This is a genomic window from Agrobacterium sp. K11, from assembly GCF_059429395.1.
The window spans coordinates 1-20053 of record NZ_JCAHRB010000023.1 but is presented as its reverse complement, the minus strand read 5'-3'; the positions used below and the strand labels follow the sequence as shown (position 1 = coordinate 20053).

Here is a 20053-nt window from a genome sequence, read left to right as displayed (position 1 = left end):
GGCAGGGGTCCCTTTTGGGAGCCGATAAGGGGTCCCGTTACGACGCCGATTGACAATAGCTTGTTTGCCATCGCGATCGCCACCAGCATGCGCGGCTTTCGGCCCAGCATACTCGAGAGCCAGGAACCCGGTCTTCCACCGCCTCGGCCCTTCCAATGCACAACAGACATCGCGCCTATAATCAAAAGCCTTCTGATATCTCGTTGGCCCATCTTCGAGGTACGGCCAAGCTTTTGCTTGCCTCCGCTCGAGTGTTGTCCCGGGACAAGGCCAAGCCAGGCTGCAAAATCGCGACCACTTCGGAATGCCTCCATAGGCGGCGCGAAGGCTGTGATTGCCATCGCGCAGATCCGCACGATCCCAAGCACTTTCTGCAGCCGTCGAACGATATCGCTTTGTTTCGCCTCCGCCGCGATACGACGATCGATCTGATCAATCTCTTCGTGCAACTGAGTGATCTGACTGAGATAAAGGCGTCCCATGGTCCGTACCAACTCAGGCAGATCCTCCGACGTGATGAGCGTCGCCAGTCGCTCCACGTTGCCTAACCCTTTGCCCACGAAGATACCGTGCTCTGCCAGATGGCCTCGTAGGGCGTTCACCATTTGCGTTCTCTGACCGACGAGAAGATCGCGGGTCCGGAATAACATTGCACGAGCTTGCTGCTCAGACGTTTTTACAGCGACGGTCCGCATCGTCGGCCGCATTGCAGCCTCCGCTACAGCCTCGGCGTCAGCAACATCATTCTTTTGCCTTTTGACGAAGGCCTTCACGTAGACTGGGGGAATGAGCCGAACGTCATGCCCCATGCTTGCAAACTCTCGGCCCCAATAATGCGCCGTGCCACACGCCTCCATCGCAACAACACACGGCCGAAGTCCGGCCATACATCTCTGAAATTGCGACCGCGACAGTTTCTTGCGAAACAAAACACGGCCATCGGCAGTCGCGCCGTGGACTTGAAAAACCTGCTTTGCAAGGTCGACGCCGACGATACTAACTTCCTCCATTAATGCCTCCTCCTTTGTTGGTGACTTTACGCACCACCGTCTTGGCACATGGCGATGCCGGCGGGAGGGGCATCCAACCCATCAGTGGCATCCAACATCCTGCTCAAATCCCGGTCGAACGTTATCGCTAGCCATGACTGTGTACGGCAATCGTTTCTGTGCGAGAGGTTATCAACAACCCAATAGCGAGCAGCGTTATTCATTTGGAGAATGATGATCACTAAAAACATTCATTTGTTAAATTTTATCGGCCGTTGATAATCAGAAAAAACAGGCATGACACCTTCCGTCAGCCGAAAAGCGGGAACCAAAAAATGATAAAATACGTAATTGTCTTTGCTGGCATCGCGAGCGTTGTCGCTTGCCCCGTCCTTGCCAAGGACCTCACGATTGGCCTCAGTGGCACTGTCACGTCCATCGATCCGCATTTTTACAACGCGTCGCCCAACAATTCGATTGCTATGCAAATTTTCGATAGGCTGACTGAGCGCACTGCCGACGGTCAGTTGGTCGAAGGTCTGGCGACGAAGTGGGAATCCGTCTCTGAGACCAAATGGCGCTTTACCCTTCGCGAGGGTGTGAAGTGGCACGATGGCAAACCCTTCACATCAGACGATGTGGTTTTCACGCTGGGTCGCGCTGGAAGCGTGCCGAACAGCCCGGGCGGCTTCGGCGGTTTCATGCGTAACATTTCCAGCGTCGAGGTGGACGGCGACACCGCCGTCATTATCAACACTAAGGCACCAGCACCGACGCTTCCTGGTGATCTCGCGAATATCGCCATCATTTCTCGCCATGCAGGCGAAGGCGCTGACACTGCCGACTATAATTCCGGCAAGGCGGCGATCGGCACTGGTGCATTTCGTTTTACGACATTCAAACAGGGCATCGAGGTGGCGCTTGAGCGCAATTCCGACTGGTGGGGCAAGAAAGTGACATGGGACCATGCGACGTATCGTATGATTTCCAGTGCAAGTGCTCGCACCACCGCAGCTCTGGCAGGTGATGTCGATGTGATAGATGCGCCGGCTGCAACTGACATCGCTCGCTTTAAAACCACCGCCAATCTCTCCTTTGTCAGCACTCCGGGCCTGCGGGTCATATACCTGGCGCCATCGACATCAGGTGATGCCTGGAAGGCCAACGTGAAGGGGCCGAAGGGGGAAGCGCTGGAGAAAAATCCCCTGGCGGATCCGCGCGTGCGTAACGCACTTTCCGAGGCGATCAATCGCGAAGGTATTGTCGACAAGATCATGGAAGGTACCGCAACGGCGTCCGGCCAATGGCTTCCCAAGGGCTCTTTCTCCTACACGCCCGACATCCAGCCGCCCAAGCCTGATCCTGCGGGCGCAAAAAAGCTCCTCGCCGATGCCGGATATCCCGAAGGCTTCCAGCTTACGGTCCACGTACCGAACGATCGATACCCCAATGCGCCCGCCGTGGTTCAGGCGATTGCGCAGATGTGGACGAGAATTGGCGTGAAGACGAACGTGGAAGCTCTTCCCTGGACAACGTTCTCCTCACGCAAATCGGAATTTGCGATGAAGCTTCTGGGTCTTGGTAACGCGACTTACGACGCCAGTTCCATGCTGGTTAATGTGATCGGGACTGTCGATCCGAAGCGCGGGCTGGGTGCCGCCAATGATAGCGGTTACTCCAATCCGGCCCTTGACGATCTGGTTTCCAAGGCAATGACGATCTACGATGACAAAGCGCGTGAAACGGCCCTTATCGAAGCCGTCAAGGTTGCCGTGGCAGATGGAGCCATTATTCCGCTCTATCAGCAGAGCAATGCCTGGGTAATGCGCAAGGGTCTGTCCTATGCCCCTCGTATCGATGAGCGCACCCTTGCGAAGGACATTTCCGAGTAGACTGCAAGACAAGCGGCTGGTGCCACGGCGCCAGCCTGCTTTTATGGCGATCACGATGGCCAAGTCGTCTCGGCAAATGTCGGCTATAATACGCTCCACTACCATGCCGACATCGGATGGTTGGTACTTCATCAATAAAAGAGGGTATCATGACCCTATGGATTTTCCAGCGCCTGTTGCAAGCGATCCTGGTCGCTCTGGCAATGGCCCTGATTGTATTTGTCGGTCTTCACCTGATCGGCAGCCCGATAGAAACCTTGCTCCCACCTGAAGCGACGCATGACGATCGCCTGAGATTGATCGCGGATCTCGGTCTCGACCGTCCTCTTCACGAGCAGTTCTTTCTCTTCCTCAAAGGGCTTGTGCAGGGCAATCTCGGTGTCAGCTATGTCTATAAGGAGCCGGCGGTCGAATTGATCCTGTCTCGCTTGCCTGCAACGCTGGAGCTCGCCCTCGCGGCCGTGCTGCTTTCCGTGATCATCGGCGTGCCGCTTGGGCTTGCCGCAGGCTGGAAGCCCGAAAGCGCCTTCGCACGGATTATCATGATCGGCTCTATCTTCGGTTTCAGCCTACCCATCTTCTGGATCGCGATCCTGCTTATCATGATTTTCAGCGTCCAGCTCGGCTGGCTTCCAAGCTCCGGGCGGGGGGCGACCGAGATCATCTTCGGAATACCCTGGTCCTTCGTCACGCTCGATGGGCTTCGGCACATGCTCCTGCCGGCCATCAGTCTCTCGCTTTTCAACATTTCGATGGTGACGCGGTTGACCGAAGCGGGCGTGCGCGAGGCGATGTCGAGCGAATATGTGCGTTTTGCCCGCGCAAAAGGCCTGTCGCCCCGGCGAATTCTCAGCGTCCATGTGCTTAAGAACGTGATGATCCCGGTGGTCACCGTCGTGGGTCTGGATATCGGTCAAACGATAGCATTTTCGGTTGTGACAGAAACCATCTTTGCCTGGCCGGGTGTCGGCAAAATCATCATCGACAGTATTGCCGCACTCGATCGTCCCGTGATCGTCGCTTACCTCATGCTTGTGGTCATCATGTTCGTCATCATCAACCTCGTCGTCGATGTCGCTTACAGGCTGCTCGATCCACGCATCCGGCTCCAGGGAGAATGACGTGCAAGCGGCTATGACCTCTTCGAAATTTCGCATCAGCCTGCAATTCCTGCGGCAGTTCGCGCGCGCGCCATTGGCTGTCCTTGGGCTGGTCCTGATCATCCTGATCGTGCTCATGGCCGTGTTTGCGCCATATCTGTCTCCACAGAACCCGTACGATCTGATGCAGCTGGACATCATGGATGGGCGAATGGCTCCGGGCACGCAGTCCTCGGCCGGCTTTACGTTTCTGTTCGGATCCGACGATCAGGGACGCGACATGCTGTCGGCCATTCTCTATGGCTTGCGGATAAGCCTGATCGTCGGGCTTGGCTCGGCGGCGCTCGCATTCATCATCGGAACGGCGTTCGGGCTGACGGCGGCCTATGTCGGCGGAAAGCTTGAAAACGCGATGATGCGGCTTGTCGATCTTCAGCTTTCCTTTCCAACCATCCTGTCCGCGCTGTTGATCCTTGCACTTCTCGGCAAAAGCGTTGGCAACGTCGTCTTCGCCATCGTTCTAGTCGAATGGGCGACATATGCCCGCACGGCGCGGGGCGCGGCCCTGACCGAGCTTCGTCGGGAATATGTAGAGGCGGCGCGTTCGCTGAGACTGCCGCACCGTAACATACTATTTCGCCAGTTGCTGCCGAACTGTCTGTCGCCTCTCGTGGTGTTGCTGACCATGCAGGTGGCACGCGCCATTACGCTTGAGGCAACATTGAGCTTTCTGGGTCTCGGTGTTCCGGTTACCGAACCTTCGCTCGGGCTTCTGATTTCCAGCGGGTATGAGTTCGTGCTGTCGGGAACCTACTGGATCGCTCTTTTCCCCGGTGTCGCACTTCTGGTCACGATCTTTGCCATCAATCTCGTTGGAGATCGTCTGCGCCAGTTGTTGGATCCGAAGGCTGCACGGAGATGAGTGCCATGCTTGAAATCAAAGGTCTGAAAACCGAGGTCGCGACCGAGCAAGGCAATGTCACCCTTATCGATGACATCAATATCAGCCTCGCGGCAGGCGAAGTCATGGGGCTGGTTGGTGAATCCGGATCCGGAAAATCAGTCACCGGGCTCTCCATAATGGGTCTGCTCGATAGGCCCGTTGAGGTCACCAGCGGGAAGATCCTGTTCAAGGGTCGGGACTTGCGAAGTGCGTCGCAGAAGGAGCTACAATCCATCCGGGGCAACCGGATTGCGATGATTTTCCAAGATCCGATGTCGACGCTAAATCCTGTGCTTCGCATCGATACTCAGATGATGGAGGTCGTCCACGCACATCAATCCGTCAGCAAACAGATTGCGCGGGAGCGCGCGAGGGACGCATTGGGAATGGTTGGTATTCCGAGCCCGGAGGAGCGCCTGAGCGCCTATCCACATCAGTTCTCCGGGGGCATGAGGCAGCGAGTTGCGATTGCCATCGCACTTTTGATGTCACCGGACCTCATCATTGCAGATGAGCCGACGACCGCACTCGATGTGACGATCCAAGCGCAAATTCTCTCGATCGTGCAGAAACTTGCCCGCGAGAAGGGCACCGCTCTGATATGGGTCACGCACGATCTTTCAGTTGTTGCCGGTTTGGCCGAACGGTTGTCGGTCATGTATGCGGGACGCATTGTGGAACAGGGCTCTACGGCCGACTTGCTTCGGCGGCCTTTGCACCCCTACACCAATGGCCTGATCGCAAGCTTGCCCGCTCATAACCAGCGCGGCGCGCGGCTAAGGCAGATATCCGGCACCACGCCCTCGGTCGCCAACATGCCGAAGGGTTGCGCCTTCCGCCCACGCTGTTCGTCAGCCACGGATATCTGTCTCAACCCTCCCGCGCTCGAGGGCGTGGAGGGACGACTGCTTCGCTGTTTTCACCCCGTCATGAAAGGAGCGCCATCGTGAGCAATCGATTGGAAGTGCGCAACGTCAGCAAGCGCTTCAGCCGCAAATCCGGTGTGGTTGAACGCGGCGCGGAGATGATGGGGCTGAAAGCTCCAAACCCGGTCGTGCGGGCGCTGGATGATGTCAGTATCACCGTGGCAGAACGTGAAGTCGTTGGCATTGTGGGGGAATCCGGGTGCGGAAAATCCACTCTTGGTCGCGTTGTGGCAGGGCTTCTGCAAGCCTCGGAAGGCTCGGTCCTGTTTCGCGGCAAACAGCTGGGGGAGATGACCAAGGGGGACGCAGAAGATGCGCGACTGAAGGTCCAGATGATCTTTCAGGACCCATCCTCCTCGCTCAATCCGCGACAGCGCGTGCGCGATATCATCGGAGCAGCGCCTTTGCATCACGGCATGACCTCGGCACGCGGACTTGATGATTATGTCAGCCAGCAGATGGAGCGATCGGGGCTCGATCCGTCCATGGCCAGCCGGTTTCCGCATCAGTTCAGTGGTGGTCAGCGCCAGCGTATCGGCATTGCGCGCGCACTGGCCGTTCAGCCCGATATGCTGATCTGCGATGAATCCGTTGCTGCGCTTGATGTCTCCATACAGGCGCAGATCCTCAATCTTTTTCTTGATCTGAGAGAGCAGCTGGATCTCACCTACCTTTTCATCAGTCACGATCTCTCGGTGGTCGAACACATATCCGACCGCGTCGTGGTCATGTATCTGGGACGTGTGGTGGAGGAAGCGCCCGTCGGCGAGCTCTTTTCGCACCCAAACCACCCTTACACGCGCGCGCTTCTTCAGGAGCGACCGAGCCTCGATCCCGTCAAGCGGCGCTTTTCAGCAATCGAAGGAGAAATCCCAAGCCCCCTGTCGCCGCCACCGGGATGTCATTTCCATCCTCGCTGTCCCTTTGCGATGGAGCGTTGTCGTGTCGAAAGACCGAAGCTTCGGGCCATCGGCTCAGGCCACAAAAGTGCCTGCCATCTAAACGATTGACCTCCCACAATCGATAAACCTGAACGTTAAAAGGATGCAACATGTCTGTTTCAGCACCTCTGGAACGCCAGCCTCAACCTGTCAGCAACGAGTTTCCCGCCAAGGAGTGGGCGATGGTCGGCTCTCCTGAAGAGCACGGTCTCTCCACCGAGGTTCGAGAAAATGTCGGCGCCGTGCTCGATGCCCTGCCCACCACCTCTTTCATGGTGGTCGCTGGTGGGCGGACCCTTTACACCTATGGCGATGTCTCCGAAGTCAGCTATCTCGCTTCGACCAGAAAAAGCATTCTCTCCATGCTCTTCGGCAGCGCTGTCGCTGAAGGGAAAATCGATCTCGATCTGACCATGGCGGATCTGAATATCGATGAGGACCACGGCCTCCTCCCGATCGAAAAGACGGCGACGCTTCGCGATCTTTTGATCAGCAGTTCGGGTGTCTACCACCGGCCAGGCAGCCCCGGCAGCAATATGAAGAACATTCCCGCGCGTGGCTCGAAAAAGCCCGGTGACCATTTTCATTATAATAACTGGGACTTCAACGTCCTGGGTGCGGCTTTCGAGCAGTTGACCGGTCGCAGCGTATTCAAGGCGTTCGAGGAAGATTTCGCTGGTCCGATGGGCATGCAGGATTTCGATCCCTCGCGCCAGCGTATGATGGGTTATGAAGGGGCCTCCCGCTATCTCGCCTATCACTTCTTCCTGTCGGGAAGGGACATGGCAAGGCTGGGTCTGACGATGGTGCGGAACGGGCGTTGGCGTGACGAGCAAATCGTACCGGCCAGTTGGGTAGCGGAAAGCACGCGCATCCATGTCCCTGCAGGCAAGATGAACGAGAGTGAAAAATCTCGGATTGCCGGCTACAGTTACCTGTGGTGGATACCAGTCGTGACCAAGGACACGCCTGAATGGGAAGGCGCCTGTGTCGCGGCGGGGCATTTCGGGCAGTTTATTCTGTGCCTGCCTGCGCTGGATATGGTGTTTGTCAACCGGCGCTCCATTCCTGACGATCTTGCAATCGCGCGCAACGATGGAAGCTTCAAGGAAGAATTGTCGTCGGTCACTATGGAAAATTTCCTGGGCGTCGCCGATCAATTTATCGCGGCGAAACTCAGGGCCCGATAACGCAACCGCTTAGGCAGGCATGCCTGTTATGACAGATCGTCTCTAAAACAGGCCGAAATCTGCTCTCGCAACCAGAAGCTTGCCGGATCACGCTCCTTTTCGGCAAGCCAGATCATGCTGGTGGATTGTTTTTCCTCCGCAAAAGGCGATTCCAGCAACAATAGCTCGTGTGAGCGCTCGAAAAGTTTCGCAACGCTTTCCGGCATGATGGCGACGAGATCACTGCGTGAGACGATGGCGACCGCAGCGGAGAAATGTGGGACCACAGCCACGACCCGGCGCTCGAGACCCATCGCATCCAGACGCTCGTCGATCCAGCCGCGACGGCTCGGCGCAGACGTGACTTTTACATGGCCGAGAGACAGCAATGCATCCAGCGTCAGCGGTTCCCTTGCCGCCGGGTTCTGCGCGGACATGATGCACACTCTGCGCTCGGTAAACAGTGACGTGCAGCGATAGCGAGCCGGAAAATTGTCTGCCGTCATGACGGCGACATCAATCGTGCCCTCATCAAGCTGTTCCTGAACGACGGGCAGGAAATTGCGATTGTTGGCAACGCCTGTGCGGGGCATGTGAATGACTTCCAGAACGCAATGTTCTGCCGCAGAGCGAACGCGCTCCACGAGACGCGGCATCAGAACCACGGAGAAGTAATCGTTCATCCCGATCCTGAATGCATGATGGGACGTTGTGGGATCAAAGCTCTGCTTCGATAACATAACCGCTTCCGTGTCTTCGATGATGCGCCGGACCGCCGGAAATATCTCCGTACAATAACGGGTCATCACGAAGCCACCCGACGTCTTCTTGAAAAGGTCGTCGCCGGTTATGGCGCGGACGCGTTTCAGCGCATGGCTCATTGCTGGCTGGGAGAGACCGATATATTGGCCGGCTGCTGTCATATTGCCCTTCACGACCAAGGCATAGATAACCTTTAGAAGGTTGAGATCTATCGACCCCAATTGAAACCGCTGCATGCGAACCCCGCCTATTCCCTTGAAACGTACCGTGATCATAATGGCACGGACGTCAGTCCGAAAAGATAGGAACTCGCCTGCGAGCACAATTCTTAAGCGAAACTTGCTATGGCAGGGAGACGAAACAGGCACCCGGAGTGTGCACGCGCAACTCGTGAGCGAATCCAAGAAAGTTTGGGTGCCGCAGCTTATGCTATGTTCTGGCGGCAACGACAGCTTCGGCAATTTTAAGAAAATCGCCTGCTGTGACCTTCGTCGGCTCGTAGGTGGTCTTGCCCAGATTTCGCGCGACTGCAAATTCGTCCGTGACGGCGCGGCGGTGGACGATGACCGTATCGATGGCGGGAAGGCACAGAACGAACTGCCCAAAATTGCCATTCATCAGGTAGGAGCCTTTGAATGCAGGATCGCTGGATGTTGGTATCCACCAGAGATAACCATATCCAAGTCCTTCCTTGCTCTTGGTCTGTTCCGGCGTAAACCGCATTTTGGTGCTCTCGGTGGTCCAAGTCTCCGGCACGATCGTCTTCCCGTCCCACTTTCCGCCTTGGAGCATCAATTGCCCCAGGCGCGCCATGTCGCGAGCGGAGAGGAACAAGTGGTAGGCGAGGTAAGGAGACTGGTTTTCATACCCCATCATTCTCTGTCTATCTATTTCGAAATCCTCAAATCCCAGCGGTTCGGCGATATCTTCCTTTAGCGCCTGGAAAACTGTCTTGCCGGTCCGCTTTTCGAAAACGGCACCGAGAACATTGAAATCCCAATTGTTGTATAGAAAGACGGAGCCAGGTTCGGTCTTGCCTCGTTCCGGCGTGTTCTCGTTACCACCGGGACTACCCGCCGCATGATAGACGCCGGAACTCGATGTCAGCAGATCCTTGATTCTTGCGGTTTTTTCCAAAGGCAGAAGTCCGTCATCCTCCTCGATGCCGACATCTCCTATCGTCATGTTCAGGTCGATCTTGCCCTCGGCCACATAACGTCCGAACAGCATCGACAAGACGCTTTTTCTGGCTGATGCAAGGTAGCTGACATCGGAAATATTCCCGTAACGATAGACGATCTCACCGCCCTGCAAGACCATCATGGATGTGGTGGGTAGCGGGTAGAGTTCCGCCTCCATCTGCGCAAGTTTCTCTCGCGACCAACCAGCCGATGCAACGTCCTTGACGGTCGTCCATGGTTTGTCCGACGCAGGACCAGCACATGAGATTGGATCTGCTGCAGATGCCGTCTGTTTGATCAGGCCGACAGCGGTGAAAGTAGAGACTGCCGACCCTGCAAGAACAGAGCGTCTCGATAGTTTGGGACCAAAGGCCATAGATATCCTCCCGCAGGGTATTAATTGATTGTCAGTTGGTTGCGCAAGTAAAGCTCGACGCCATCGCAACGTCGCCATCACTTTTGTATTTCGGCCATGACGGATATTCGCAGAGCGGTCGGGTGCGTCCCTTCGTGGAGGATTTGGTGGCGTCCATAACGATTGGACGCACAGGCGGAACGTCGTTTTCCACCCAATTGTCCAAAGCCGTCAGATTGTCCCAGGTTGGTGAGAAGCGACCGCCTCCGTGGGCAAGACCGGGAACAAGGTAGAAGCGCATGAATTCTTTGACTTTTTCCTTGCCCATCTTTGCTACGATCGACTCGAATAGTTTTGCATTGCCGAGGGGACTTACGCTCGGATCGTCATCGCCCTGAAGCCAAATGATTTTGCCACCACGGGCGCTGAACGCGGACCAGTCGGTACGTGTTGCGCCGATAATATTCGAAAGTTCGACGATCCTTTCCTTGAGCTTGCCTGGCTCGCGAATTTCGAAAGACAAGAGATCGAGCGGCTGGTCACGCGAAACGAAATTTTGCAGAAATTCGAACGAGCGGCTGGAGTGATGGGCATTCGGGCCGGACACTGGAGGATTACGGATTTCAGGCTCCGACCCCAGTTGCATCATAATGCCTTCCAGGCTGTTATAGCCGGGATAGGTATCGATGCCGTTCCCCAGCTTGTAGGGCAGCGAGTAGCCTTCGTGATAAATATTCAGCGTACGGTCGATCTGCGTTTTCGTGAGGCAGTCTTCGGGATTTCCAGTTGTGTCACCTTTGCAGGAGAGGCGCTCGACCAAGACTTTTGATTGAGCCCGGCATGCTTGCATGTTGCTGATCAGGCCGTCTTCGACACCATCCAGCCCATCGCAAGACTTTAAGGCCTCTTTTGAAATCGTCTCTACCAGCTTCGGTGGAATCCATCCGGCTGAATTATTATCATAGACCGCGCGTGCAAGGGCTGCGCCCCATAGTCTGAGGCCAACGAAATTGGCCGTAGGATAATTCGTGAGAATACCATCATAGGCTTCCGGCCAGCGGGATGCCGCCGTCAACCCCTCGCGTCCACCTGTAGAGCCACCTTGGAAATATACTCTCGATATTGGCTTACGGTATCGTTCCTCGACAAGAACCTTGGCAACATCGAGGGTTTTTTTGATATGCATATACCCGTAATTCAGCATCGCCTCGTCATTTTTGGCAAATGAAGCATCATCCGCATTGGGTGCCTGATGTCCTGAATCGCTTCCGAATGTGACATATCCTTGCGCCAGCGGAGTGGGCGCGACATCGAGGCCAAGTGTTGTCTTGTCCGTGGTTGGTGGCAGGCTTCCATTGTAGCCACCGCCGCCATATTGCAGGAGCTTGCCGTTCCAAGCGGTTGGGAGATTGACCTGCCAGACGATCTTAGGTCCCTTGGAATCGACCGGGTTCGTCTCTCCAATGATTTTGCAATATTCGCCGTTTTGACTGGAGAGATCAGAAGCCCTGATCAGCGTGGCGGACATTACCTTTGCGCCTTTGGTCGGAAGCGTTATTTTGGATGCCGAAATATCTGCTTTCTCCAACGCGGAGCACAATGCAGACGCATCTTTCTCGACCGCGTTTGCAGGTGAACAGAAAGTATAGGCGAGCGAGATCGACATCACGCTAAGTGATGCTGCCCTATGCATAAATGTCATGTTTTCCTCCCAACTGCTCAGCCACTCCAAGGCCAGCAGAATATCCTCTTTGAGGACACTAACGGAAGAATTGCCATCATGAGAAATGCAAATAATAGACCGATTATTGCGATCGGCGCATGATCGCTCCTGCGGTTCTTGTAAGTGCGGCAAGGGGCGATGTCACGTTGTCTGCGGCTTAACGGTTGGCGGATAATTGGGCGGGATGAGCTCGACGACGATCAGTTACAAGAACCACCGCTTTCCGCCGCAGATCATCGCCCATGCGGTTTGGCTGTATTTGCGGTTTCCATTGAGTCTGCGGTTGGTCGAGGAAATGCTGTTGAAGCGAGGCATTGTCGTATCTTACGAAACGATTCGGCGATGGGGCCGTAAATTCGGGGCGGCTTATGCCAAGCAGTTTCGAAGAAAGAAGCCGTCACGACAGGATATCTGGTATTCGGACGAGGTGGCGATTTCCATCGGCGGCATGGGACATTGGCTTTGGCGCGCCGTTGACCAGGACGGCTACGTTCTCGACGAGATCGTCCAAGCCGGCCACGATACCAAGGCAGCCAAGCGATTGCTGGTCAGGGTGCTGAAGAAGCAGGGCCTGTCGCCGAGCGCATCGTCAGCGACAAACTGCGCTCATACGGAGCAGCAAGGCGGGATGTAATGCCCGGCGTCGAACATCGATCTCACAAGGGCCTGAACAATCGCGCGGAGAATTCTCACGTGCCGCTTCGAAAACGAGAGCGGATGTTGCAGGGCCTCCGTTCCGTCGGCGGCTTGCAACGTTTTATCCCGGTCTTCTCAGCAGTCAGAAATCTCTTCGTGCCGCCACATCAGAAACGCTCAGCCCTAGCCACCCACATTCATCTCATCCGCGCAATGGCGCATTGGAAAGTCGTGACCGGCGCAACTGCGTAAGCTCATCGGCAAACGCCTTGTCGGGGATTAAGCAAACAACGTGACATTCCATCCTGTTCAAAGAAACCCATATAACCAAGGAGCCATGCGTTGTGGATTTCAGAACGAGCGAGAAGCGTGCGAAGTGAGCGTGGCATCAATTTGCCATCATAGCCTATCAAATACACTCGCAGGTAAATATAGTATCTTGTCCATCTCGAATTCGTTCCCTGACCTCAAACATGGATTACGAGCCGCGCTGGCCTTAGTTGGACTTTTCGATGCGGCGGTGCCATGCGTGATAATGGCTGGCGCTTTCTGGCGTTATCCGCGCCAACGGCAACAACGCCGCCTGCTCATCCTCATCGAGGTATGACGCATAAGCGACAGCCTGGATGGCTTCGTGCTCGCCAGCGAATATCCTGAGGAAACCCTCGAGAAATTTCCTGCCCACGCCCAGATCGAGCGCGCCTTTGTTGTACGCATCTCTTAGAATTCCTTGATAACGTCGGCGTTGATCATGACTGGTCTCCGGGCGTTAGCTGGAATTCTGGAATGACGCTGGCAGTCGTCAGGCGGACTTCAGTTCCGGACCGTCAAGATGATAAGGCTCAACAAGGCAATCGGCAGGAATTCCCCATTCCTTGTGCAGCCGGTGAATCATTTCGACAGTCAGAGCACGCTTTTTGTTCAGCACTTCAGATGCACGAGAACGAGAAGCGAACAGCGTCGCGAGGTCACTCTGGCTGCGTCCTGTCAGCTCCATGTGGGCCTTGATAAGTTCAATCGGCTCGGGTGCATCGATGGGGTAGTGCTTGTCTTCGTACGCTTCGATGAGATCGGAAAGGACATCGAAGCGCATACCATCGGTACTGAAAGGATCGGGCGGGTTATCGAAATACTGACTGACCTCTGCAATGGCCCATGCGAGGTCATCATCGTTTCTGATGGCGCGGATGTTGTCCATTACACTGTCTCCGGGTTAATCTGGTCATATTCCTTGTGAGTGCCGATGAACTTGATCAGTACTCGTTTGTAGGGGTAGGCGACGTGGACAATGAGCCGGTATTTGTTGCCCGATATGTCGAAAATGATGCGATTGTCGGAAACGAAATCTACCGTCGCGCCAAATGTTGCCTTCACATCGGCCGGCGTCGCCCATTCGGCTTTGCTGACCATCGCGTGCCACGTTTTCAGGGGCGTCTCGGTGTGAGTGTGAAGCTCCCAGAATTGTCTCAATGTAGACTTGGCGATGATCTGCATAATCTTTGTCTACCATATTCCCAAATTGGGAACAAGAGGGATATCGGATGCGGAGAATAGCAAGTTTACTCTCCGCAATTATGCGGATTTTATCGTGCTTAATTTCCGCACCGCGCTTCAATCAGTGATGCTAGCTGGCGCGATGAGATGAAGAGGGCTGGTCGATCTCATTCAAATCGTGCCAAGAAATTGCTTTGGTAAGACAATCTCCCAACCGAGGAAAATTGATTAGCAGGGTCGCTGGTTCATATCCTTTCAACGTGCTGTAATTGCGACCTAATCATTAGTTTGACAAACTTTGCCATCAGCGAGTATGTTGAGGCATTAAGGAGACTCGAATGGCGACGATGAATGTGTCCCTGCCAGACCCCATGAAAGATTGGGTTGAAGCACAGGCCAAGACTGGTCGATACTCGAACGCGAGCGATTATGTCCGGGACCTGATCCGCAGAGACCAAGCGCGTCCGGATAAGATTGCCGAGATGCAGCGATTTGTCGACGACGGGATCAGAAGCGGAGTTGGGAGCCGTTCAACGGAAGAGTTGTTTGCTTTAGCCACGTCTCGAGCTGACATCAGCCGCGGACGCGCTTAATGCCATTTAGCCTATCTGTCCAAGCGGAAGAGGATATTATTTCCATTGCAGAAGAAGGCATCCGCATCTTCGGAGCACTAGTCGCCAGACAATATCACGATGAGCTTTTTGCCTTGCTCGAACTCATCGCCACCAACCCAAGAATGGCACGCGAACGCCATGAGATTTCTCCTCCTGTCAGGATCCATCCTTTCAAGGCTCACCTTGTCGTGTACCGCGTCATTGAAGACGGGAGCGTATTCGTCATCCGCATACGTCACGGCCATGAAGATTGGGCGGGAGATTCTTTCTAACCAACCACTTCGCCGAATTTATAACATATTGGTCGTAAACGCGAATCTCATCAAGAGCGAGGTTTGGTCGAGCTCTTTCTGGGAATGAGCGTTGGAGCGGAGATGCGGATTCGATCTTCGCTTGAAATTGTTCCGCTCGCCAGAAGATCCAGAGCATTCGAAGCAATCTGATCAAAAGGTACACGCAGCGTCGTTAGTGGTGTTGGAAGGTGGCTGACGATGGGAATGTCGTTGTATCCGACAACGGAAATATCGTCAGGCACAGACAGCCCCATACGCGACAGACCGGACAAGGCCCCGATTGCGGTGTTGTCGTTCACGGCGAAGATTGCCGTAGGACGATCATCTAGGCGCATAAGCTGCTGTGCTGCATCCGCGCCAGCATCGATACCGAACGTCGAGGGGATGATGTAATCCAGGCGGACAGCGATCCCTGCCTCTTCAAGAGCCCGGCGATAACCTTCGACACGTCCAAGTGAGCTGGAAGCATAGGACGGTCCGGCGATTACACCGATGCGTCGATGCCCCAGATCCAGCAGATGTCGTGTTGCGAGATATCCACCCAATCGATCGTCACCGACAGAGGAAAGGCTTCGACCATCACTGCGGAGAGCTAAAACAAAAGGTATCCCTCGAGCAGTGAGTACCTCTGGGAAATCGTCGTCCTCGCGGGCTGTCGACAAGATCAATCCGTCCACGCCTCTCTTGAGAAGAGACTCTGCCGCAAGCCTGTCAGCTTTAGGCTTGTCGTCGGTCGTAGCGACAATGGCGAAGCGTCCCGTTTTGCTGCACGCCTTGGCCAGTGCTTCATACAGCATCGCCATAACAGTATCCGTCAACCGAGGCACGATCACACCAACCGTCATGGTATTGCCGCGCCTGAGGCTCGCTGCCGAGACGTCGCGCATGTAGCCCATATCCTCTGCGACTTTGCGCACTCGCCGGGATGTGGCGTTGTCGGACTGAGGCAAACGTTCATCTAAAATGCGCGACACCGTCGACTTTGACACGCCCGCAGCAGACGCAACATCGTGGATGGTTATGCGCGTTTGGCGACCCGTCTCTTTGACCTCTGATTTCATTTCTGTTTTCCGCGCCACGGTACCCTCACATTCGCTAGGGGTGAACATGCAACAAAAAAACTATTGACTCCAGTAAAATCCAGTTCGATAGTGGGAACGTTCCCATTAACGATCCCACCACTGGTCGCGAGGCGAACAGTGGCTATCTGAGGAGGAGATATCCCATGCAAGCAATGGACATGAGAGGCCTGAGCCCGGCGCCGGTCACTGCATTTACTCGTGACGGCGAGGTCGATTACGCCGCTAATGCCCGCATTGCCAAATGGCTTGCCGGAATGGATGGCGTGAAGAGCCTAGTTATTCTCGGCCACGCCGGTGAAGGCACATTCCTGACGGAAGAAGAGCGTCTCAAGCTCATCCACACATATGTCGACGCTGTCGATGGTCGCATCCCAATCATTGCCGGCATCACCGGTGAAGGAACGAGGGTTGCCGCACAAGAGGCAAAGAAGTGCAAGGCTGCCGGCGCGACAGGCGCGCTCGTCTATCCAAACCATGGCTGGCTTCGCTTTGGTTTTCAAAAAGGCGCACCGCAAGATCGTTACAAGGCGATCTGGGAGGAATCCGGTCTGCAATGCATTCTGTTCCAATATCCTGATGTGACCAAAGCCTCCTATGATCTTGATACCCAGCTTGCGATCGCGACCCAGGAAGGGGTCGTCGCAACCAAGAACGGCGTGCGCAATATGAAGCGCTGGTACGTTGAAATCCCGGAGCTGAAAAAGGCCAATCCGAAACTTCAGGTCTTGAGTTGCCATGACGAGTGGTTGTTGCCGACCATGTTTGATGTCGATGGTTTGCTCGTCGGCTACGGCAATATCGCACCGGAACTGCTGATCGACCTGATCAATGCTGGTAAGGCACAGAACTACCCTGAAGCCCGAAAGATATTCGAACGTCTGCTTCCCGTCACGCGCGCCGTGTATCACAGAGGCTCTCACATGGAGGGTACCGTTGCGCTGAAACTTGGTCTCGTTCACCGTGGCGTGCTGGACCATGCAACCATCCGCGAGCCGCTCAAGAATCTTGGCGAAAAGGCTGAAGCTGAAATCTTCGCCGCCTTCGACGCTGCTGGTATCGGCCGTGTCGACCAACTGATGGCGGCAGAATAATAACAACAGCCCCTGCCTGAAAGGCAGGGGCTGTTGAAACAAGGGGAGGGGATATTGCTGCACATCGGGGGTGACGTGCCGCAATCGCACGTTCGTAACGACGTGCATGCCTCACCGATATGAGCGATGCCTTCCGACTATCGCCGCGGACGATTCCGGAAGCTGAGACGATCAATCCGTCAGGTTCGACGCCAGGCCGGGAGTGGGCCAGGCAAAGGGAGGAAATCATGAACATGGAACAAAGGTTGACGGCGTCTACGCTGCTCGTCGATCCGCAAGCTGAAATCAGTGCACGCCTTGAACGACTTCCGGTAACCCGCGAAGTTTTCTGGGCTCGTAACATCGTTGGTGCTGCAACATTTTTCGATGGTTATACGGTCATCGCAATCGCCTATGCCATGCCGGTTCTGGTCCGTGAATGGAATCTCACGCCCGGCCAGACCGGCATGATCCTGTCTATGGGTTATCTGGGGCAACTCATCGGAGCGGTGTGCTTCGGCTGGTTGGCGGAAAAGATTGGACGTCTCAAGGTCCTGCTGTTTACGATCCTGCTTTTCGTCAGCATGGACATCGCTTGCCTCTTCGCAGCCGGCGCTGGAATGATGATGGCTTTTCGATTTGTTCAGGGAATTGGAACGGGTGGTGAAGTTCCTGTGGCCAGCGCCTACATCAATGAACTGATTGGCTCCAAGGGGCGCGGTCGTTTCTTTCTTCTGTACGAAGTGATGTTTTTACTCGGCCTCGTTGGTGCGGGATTGATCGGATACTTTATGGTGCCAGTTTATGGCTGGAAAGCCATGTTTGTGGTCGGCCTTGTTCCTGCGCTCCTGATGATCCCGCTGCGTTGGTTCCTGCACGAATCCCCCCGCTGGCTGGTTGCCAACGGGCGCTATGAGGAAGCCGACAGGATCGTGACCAAATTTGAAAACAGCGCACGCTCGTCTGGTCACGAGTTGCCTGAACCAAAGATCGTAGCGGCTCCCTTGCACCGCAAATCCGACTGGCGTGAACTGTTCCAGGGCATCTATCTCAAGCGCACGCTGTCTATCTGGGCTATGTGGTTCTGTGCCTATATGGTCGCCAATGGCACGATCACATGGCTCCCGACCCTGTATCGGCAAACCTTTAACCTGCCGCTCGAAACCAGTATATTTTACGGCTTCATGACGTCAGTCGGCGGTGTGATCGCAGCGATTATCTGCGCACTGCTCATCGATAAGGTTGGACGCAAGCGTTGGTATGTGGGAGCGCTGCTGATCGCACCCATTCCGCTCGTCGTTCTCGCCTGGTTGGGGGCCACATCGGCAACGCAGGTTCTTATCCTTGCCGGACTGGCCTATGCCATCCTACAGACGGTGACGTTTTCGCTGTACCTCTATTCGGCAGAAATTTACCCGACCCGTCTGCGTGCCATTGGCACCGGGACAGGCAGCGCTTGGCTACGCCTTGGGTCGTCAGCGGGGCCGATTGCCGTTGGCTGGGTGATGTCATCAATGGGTATTCAGTATGTTTTCGGCGCATTCGCAGTCATATTAGTCGTTGGAGCGCTAGTAACGGCCGTGTTCGCAGTGGAAACCAAGGGTAGGGTTCTGGAGGAGTTGTCCCCATAAAAATTGATCCTGACCGCCTAGCATGATTGACCCTGCATGAAAGTGCCGGGTCAATCATGCGTTTCCGACACTAAGTGATCAATGCAGGCTGATTCGCTTTGTTTTTCTTATCTGATATCTCATGGTCGTCAGTTCGGCTCCCATCAAGGCGACAGCATTACAAGCTGCGAAGGCTTAGGCAGCTATGCGCGCCCCATTCGGTCGTTCCTGCCAATAGCCTTGGCTCCAACCAGCGCACGTTGCTCGGCTAGATCGAGGGGTATCCTGAGCGTAGCCCGAGATTAAGGACCACCCATTTCAGAGTGTTGCAGCCTCCCAGTCTGGAGCAAAAGGTGGATCAACGTAGCGTACGTCCTTCGGCAGAGCCGCGATAGCCGCGCGGTCCTCCTCGTCGAGGTGAATGTTGAGCGCATCGAGATTGGCTCGCTGGCCGGACGAGCGAGCGGCTTTGGGGATAGCGATGACGTTTTCCTGATCCAGAAGCCAGGCTATGGCGATCTGGGCTGCGGTGGCGCTGTGCTTCTCACCGATCCTAGCGAGAACGGGATCCTTTGCCGCCCGGCCTTGCGCAAGCGGCGCATAGGCGGTCATCGGAATACCCCTGCGGCGAAGGTAATCCAGCATCGGCGTCTGCGACAGGAACGGATGATATTCCACTTGATGAACGGCGATGGGGGCGCCGATTTCCTCGATCGCATGCCGTATCATGGCAGGTTGAAGTTGCAAACGCCGATGGCGCGCCAACCCTTCCTCCTTCAGTTTGGTGATGGCGTCGAACGTGGCGCTTATGTTCATCTTCGCTGATGGCCAATGCACGAGGAAGAGATCGATATGGTCGAGGCGAAGCTTGCGGAGGCTCGTTTCGAAGGAGCGTCGCAAGGCATCGGGGGAGAGCTTGTCGTGCCAGACCTTGGTGGTGACGAAGAGGTCAGCGCGGTTTATGCCGGAGGCCGCGAGCGAGCACACATTCTCACTAATCAACATCATGCATGTTCGGCGCAGGCGCGAAAAAGTGTCGGTTCACCCGGTCGAGGTATCTTCATCATAAAATTCCGTTGCGCCGGCGAATTGCCGTGAGGCTAGCTTGGGCGGCAAACGCCGGAATAGGCAATGCGTTCCGATCAGTTGAGCACAGTTTCGATGCGATCATCCGTTGTGACGTTGACCTGGACTGACATGCCCTCATAGTCAGCGGCTGTTCCGTCGTAACTTCCCCACAAAGGAACTGCCTGCTTCGGATCCCGCGCCACCC

General features: G+C 55.4%; 19 protein-coding genes and 2 pseudogenes. 11 read left to right on the top strand and 10 right to left on the bottom strand.

Going from position 1 to position 20053, the window contains the following annotated elements:
* A partial coding sequence (locus AC5SEO_RS26325; RefSeq protein ID WP_495364182.1) for an IS110 family RNA-guided transposase occupies window positions 1-1010 on the bottom strand: 1010 nt, incomplete at its 3' end.
* Window positions 1011-1324: 314 nt separating this feature from the next.
* Between AC5SEO_RS26325 and AC5SEO_RS26320 the strand changes: the two genes are divergently transcribed.
* The 6 genes from AC5SEO_RS26320 (at window position 1325) to AC5SEO_RS26295 (ending at window position 7981) form a co-directional block, all read left to right on the top strand.
* Window positions 1325-2881: an ABC transporter substrate-binding protein gene (locus AC5SEO_RS26320; protein WP_112179058.1), complete on the top strand. Its 1557-nt coding sequence runs from the start codon at window positions 1325-1327 to the stop codon at window positions 2879-2881.
* Window positions 2882-3030: 149 nt separating this feature from the next.
* Window positions 3031-4002 carry an ABC transporter permease gene (locus AC5SEO_RS26315; protein WP_162633006.1) on the top strand — a complete coding sequence of 324 codons (972 nt, stop codon included), beginning with the start codon at window positions 3031-3033 and terminating at the stop codon, window positions 4000-4002.
* A 13-nt stretch (window positions 4003-4015) separates the two neighbouring features.
* Entirely contained in the window at window positions 4016-4903 is an 888-nt protein-coding gene (locus AC5SEO_RS26310) for an ABC transporter permease (protein WP_112157627.1), read from the top strand.
* On the top strand, window positions 4900-5874 hold the full coding sequence (locus tag AC5SEO_RS26305; protein WP_112157625.1) for an ABC transporter ATP-binding protein: 975 nt from the start codon (window positions 4900-4902) through the stop codon (window positions 5872-5874). The genes AC5SEO_RS26310 and AC5SEO_RS26305 overlap by 4 nt, the downstream gene beginning before the upstream one ends.
* Entirely contained in the window at window positions 5871-6860 is a 990-nt protein-coding gene (locus AC5SEO_RS26300; protein WP_112157623.1) for an ABC transporter ATP-binding protein, read from the top strand. The genes AC5SEO_RS26305 and AC5SEO_RS26300 overlap by 4 nt, the downstream gene beginning before the upstream one ends.
* Before the next feature lie 41 nt (window positions 6861-6901).
* Entirely contained in the window at window positions 6902-7981 is a 1080-nt protein-coding gene (locus tag AC5SEO_RS26295; RefSeq protein WP_112157621.1) for a serine hydrolase domain-containing protein, read from the top strand.
* Window positions 7982-8007: 26 nt separating this feature from the next.
* Here the strand turns inward: AC5SEO_RS26295 and AC5SEO_RS26290 are convergent, their stop codons facing one another.
* The 3 genes from AC5SEO_RS26290 to AC5SEO_RS26280 all read right to left on the bottom strand — a co-directional run bounded on the left by AC5SEO_RS26290 (window position 8008) and on the right by AC5SEO_RS26280 (window position 11960).
* Window positions 8008-8958 (bottom strand): LysR family transcriptional regulator, encoded by a 951-nt coding sequence (locus tag AC5SEO_RS26290; protein ID WP_111791038.1) that lies wholly within the window; start codon window positions 8956-8958, stop codon window positions 8008-8010.
* A gap of 193 nt (window positions 8959-9151) precedes the next feature.
* Window positions 9152-10279: a serine hydrolase domain-containing protein gene (locus AC5SEO_RS26285; RefSeq protein ID WP_112157619.1), complete on the bottom strand. Its 1128-nt coding sequence runs from the start codon at window positions 10277-10279 to the stop codon at window positions 9152-9154.
* 31 nt (window positions 10280-10310) lie between these two features.
* On the bottom strand, window positions 10311-11960 hold the full coding sequence (locus AC5SEO_RS26280) for a tannase/feruloyl esterase family alpha/beta hydrolase (RefSeq protein WP_112157617.1): 1650 nt from the start codon (window positions 11958-11960) through the stop codon (window positions 10311-10313).
* A 159-nt stretch (window positions 11961-12119) separates the two neighbouring features.
* Here AC5SEO_RS26280 and AC5SEO_RS26275 point away from each other — a divergent pair.
* Window positions 12120-12869: pseudogene (locus tag AC5SEO_RS26275) on the top strand (IS6 family transposase).
* A 244-nt stretch (window positions 12870-13113) separates the two neighbouring features.
* Here the strand turns inward: AC5SEO_RS26275 and AC5SEO_RS26270 are convergent.
* From AC5SEO_RS26270 to AC5SEO_RS26260, 3 genes are all read right to left on the bottom strand, one after another.
* Complete coding sequence (locus AC5SEO_RS26270; protein ID WP_112157615.1) at window positions 13114-13302, bottom strand: hypothetical protein; 189 nt, start codon at window positions 13300-13302, stop codon at window positions 13114-13116.
* A 117-nt stretch (window positions 13303-13419) separates the two neighbouring features.
* On the bottom strand, window positions 13420-13815 hold the full coding sequence (locus AC5SEO_RS26265; protein ID WP_038497213.1) for a helix-turn-helix domain-containing protein: 396 nt from the start codon (window positions 13813-13815) through the stop codon (window positions 13420-13422).
* Window positions 13815-14111: a type II toxin-antitoxin system HigB family toxin gene (locus AC5SEO_RS26260; RefSeq protein ID WP_112157613.1), complete on the bottom strand. Its 297-nt coding sequence runs from the start codon at window positions 14109-14111 to the stop codon at window positions 13815-13817. Before AC5SEO_RS26260 ends, AC5SEO_RS26265 begins: the two co-directional genes overlap by 1 nt.
* Before the next feature lie 338 nt (window positions 14112-14449).
* Here AC5SEO_RS26260 and AC5SEO_RS26255 point away from each other — a divergent pair, with 338 nt between their 5' ends.
* Window positions 14450-14704 carry a type II toxin-antitoxin system ParD family antitoxin gene (locus AC5SEO_RS26255; RefSeq protein ID WP_112157611.1) on the top strand — a complete coding sequence of 85 codons (255 nt, stop codon included), beginning with the start codon at window positions 14450-14452 and terminating at the stop codon, window positions 14702-14704.
* Window positions 14704-14997, top strand: coding sequence for a type II toxin-antitoxin system RelE/ParE family toxin (locus AC5SEO_RS26250; protein ID WP_080670353.1), 294 nt, complete (start codon window positions 14704-14706; stop codon window positions 14995-14997). Before AC5SEO_RS26255 ends, AC5SEO_RS26250 begins: the two co-directional genes overlap by 1 nt.
* Window positions 14998-15047: 50 nt before the next feature.
* Here AC5SEO_RS26250 and AC5SEO_RS26245 read toward each other — a convergent pair whose 3' ends face one another.
* Window positions 15048-16079, bottom strand: a complete 1032-nt coding sequence (locus AC5SEO_RS26245) for a LacI family DNA-binding transcriptional regulator (protein WP_112157607.1) — start codon at window positions 16077-16079, stop codon at window positions 15048-15050.
* A gap of 164 nt (window positions 16080-16243) precedes the next feature.
* On the opposite strand from AC5SEO_RS26245, the gene AC5SEO_RS26240 reads away from it, so the two are divergent.
* Together AC5SEO_RS26240 and AC5SEO_RS26235 are read left to right on the top strand one after the other, a co-directional pair.
* A complete protein-coding gene (locus AC5SEO_RS26240; RefSeq protein ID WP_003519114.1) occupies window positions 16244-17191 on the top strand; it encodes a dihydrodipicolinate synthase family protein in 948 nt (315 codons plus the stop codon).
* A 227-nt stretch (window positions 17192-17418) separates the two neighbouring features.
* Window positions 17419-18801, top strand: coding sequence for an MFS transporter (locus AC5SEO_RS26235; protein WP_112157605.1), 1383 nt, complete (start codon window positions 17419-17421; stop codon window positions 18799-18801).
* A 297-nt stretch (window positions 18802-19098) separates the two neighbouring features.
* Here AC5SEO_RS26235 and AC5SEO_RS26230 read toward each other — a convergent pair whose 3' ends face one another.
* Together AC5SEO_RS26230 and AC5SEO_RS26225 are read right to left on the bottom strand one after the other, a co-directional pair.
* The gene (locus tag AC5SEO_RS26230; RefSeq protein ID WP_100199970.1) at window positions 19099-19788 is read right to left on the bottom strand and encodes an aldo/keto reductase; all 690 of its coding nucleotides are present in this window, start codon (window positions 19786-19788) and stop codon (window positions 19099-19101) included.
* 134 nt (window positions 19789-19922) lie between these two features.
* Window positions 19923-20053, bottom strand: a pseudogene (locus tag AC5SEO_RS26225) (transglutaminase family protein); the annotation flags it as partial.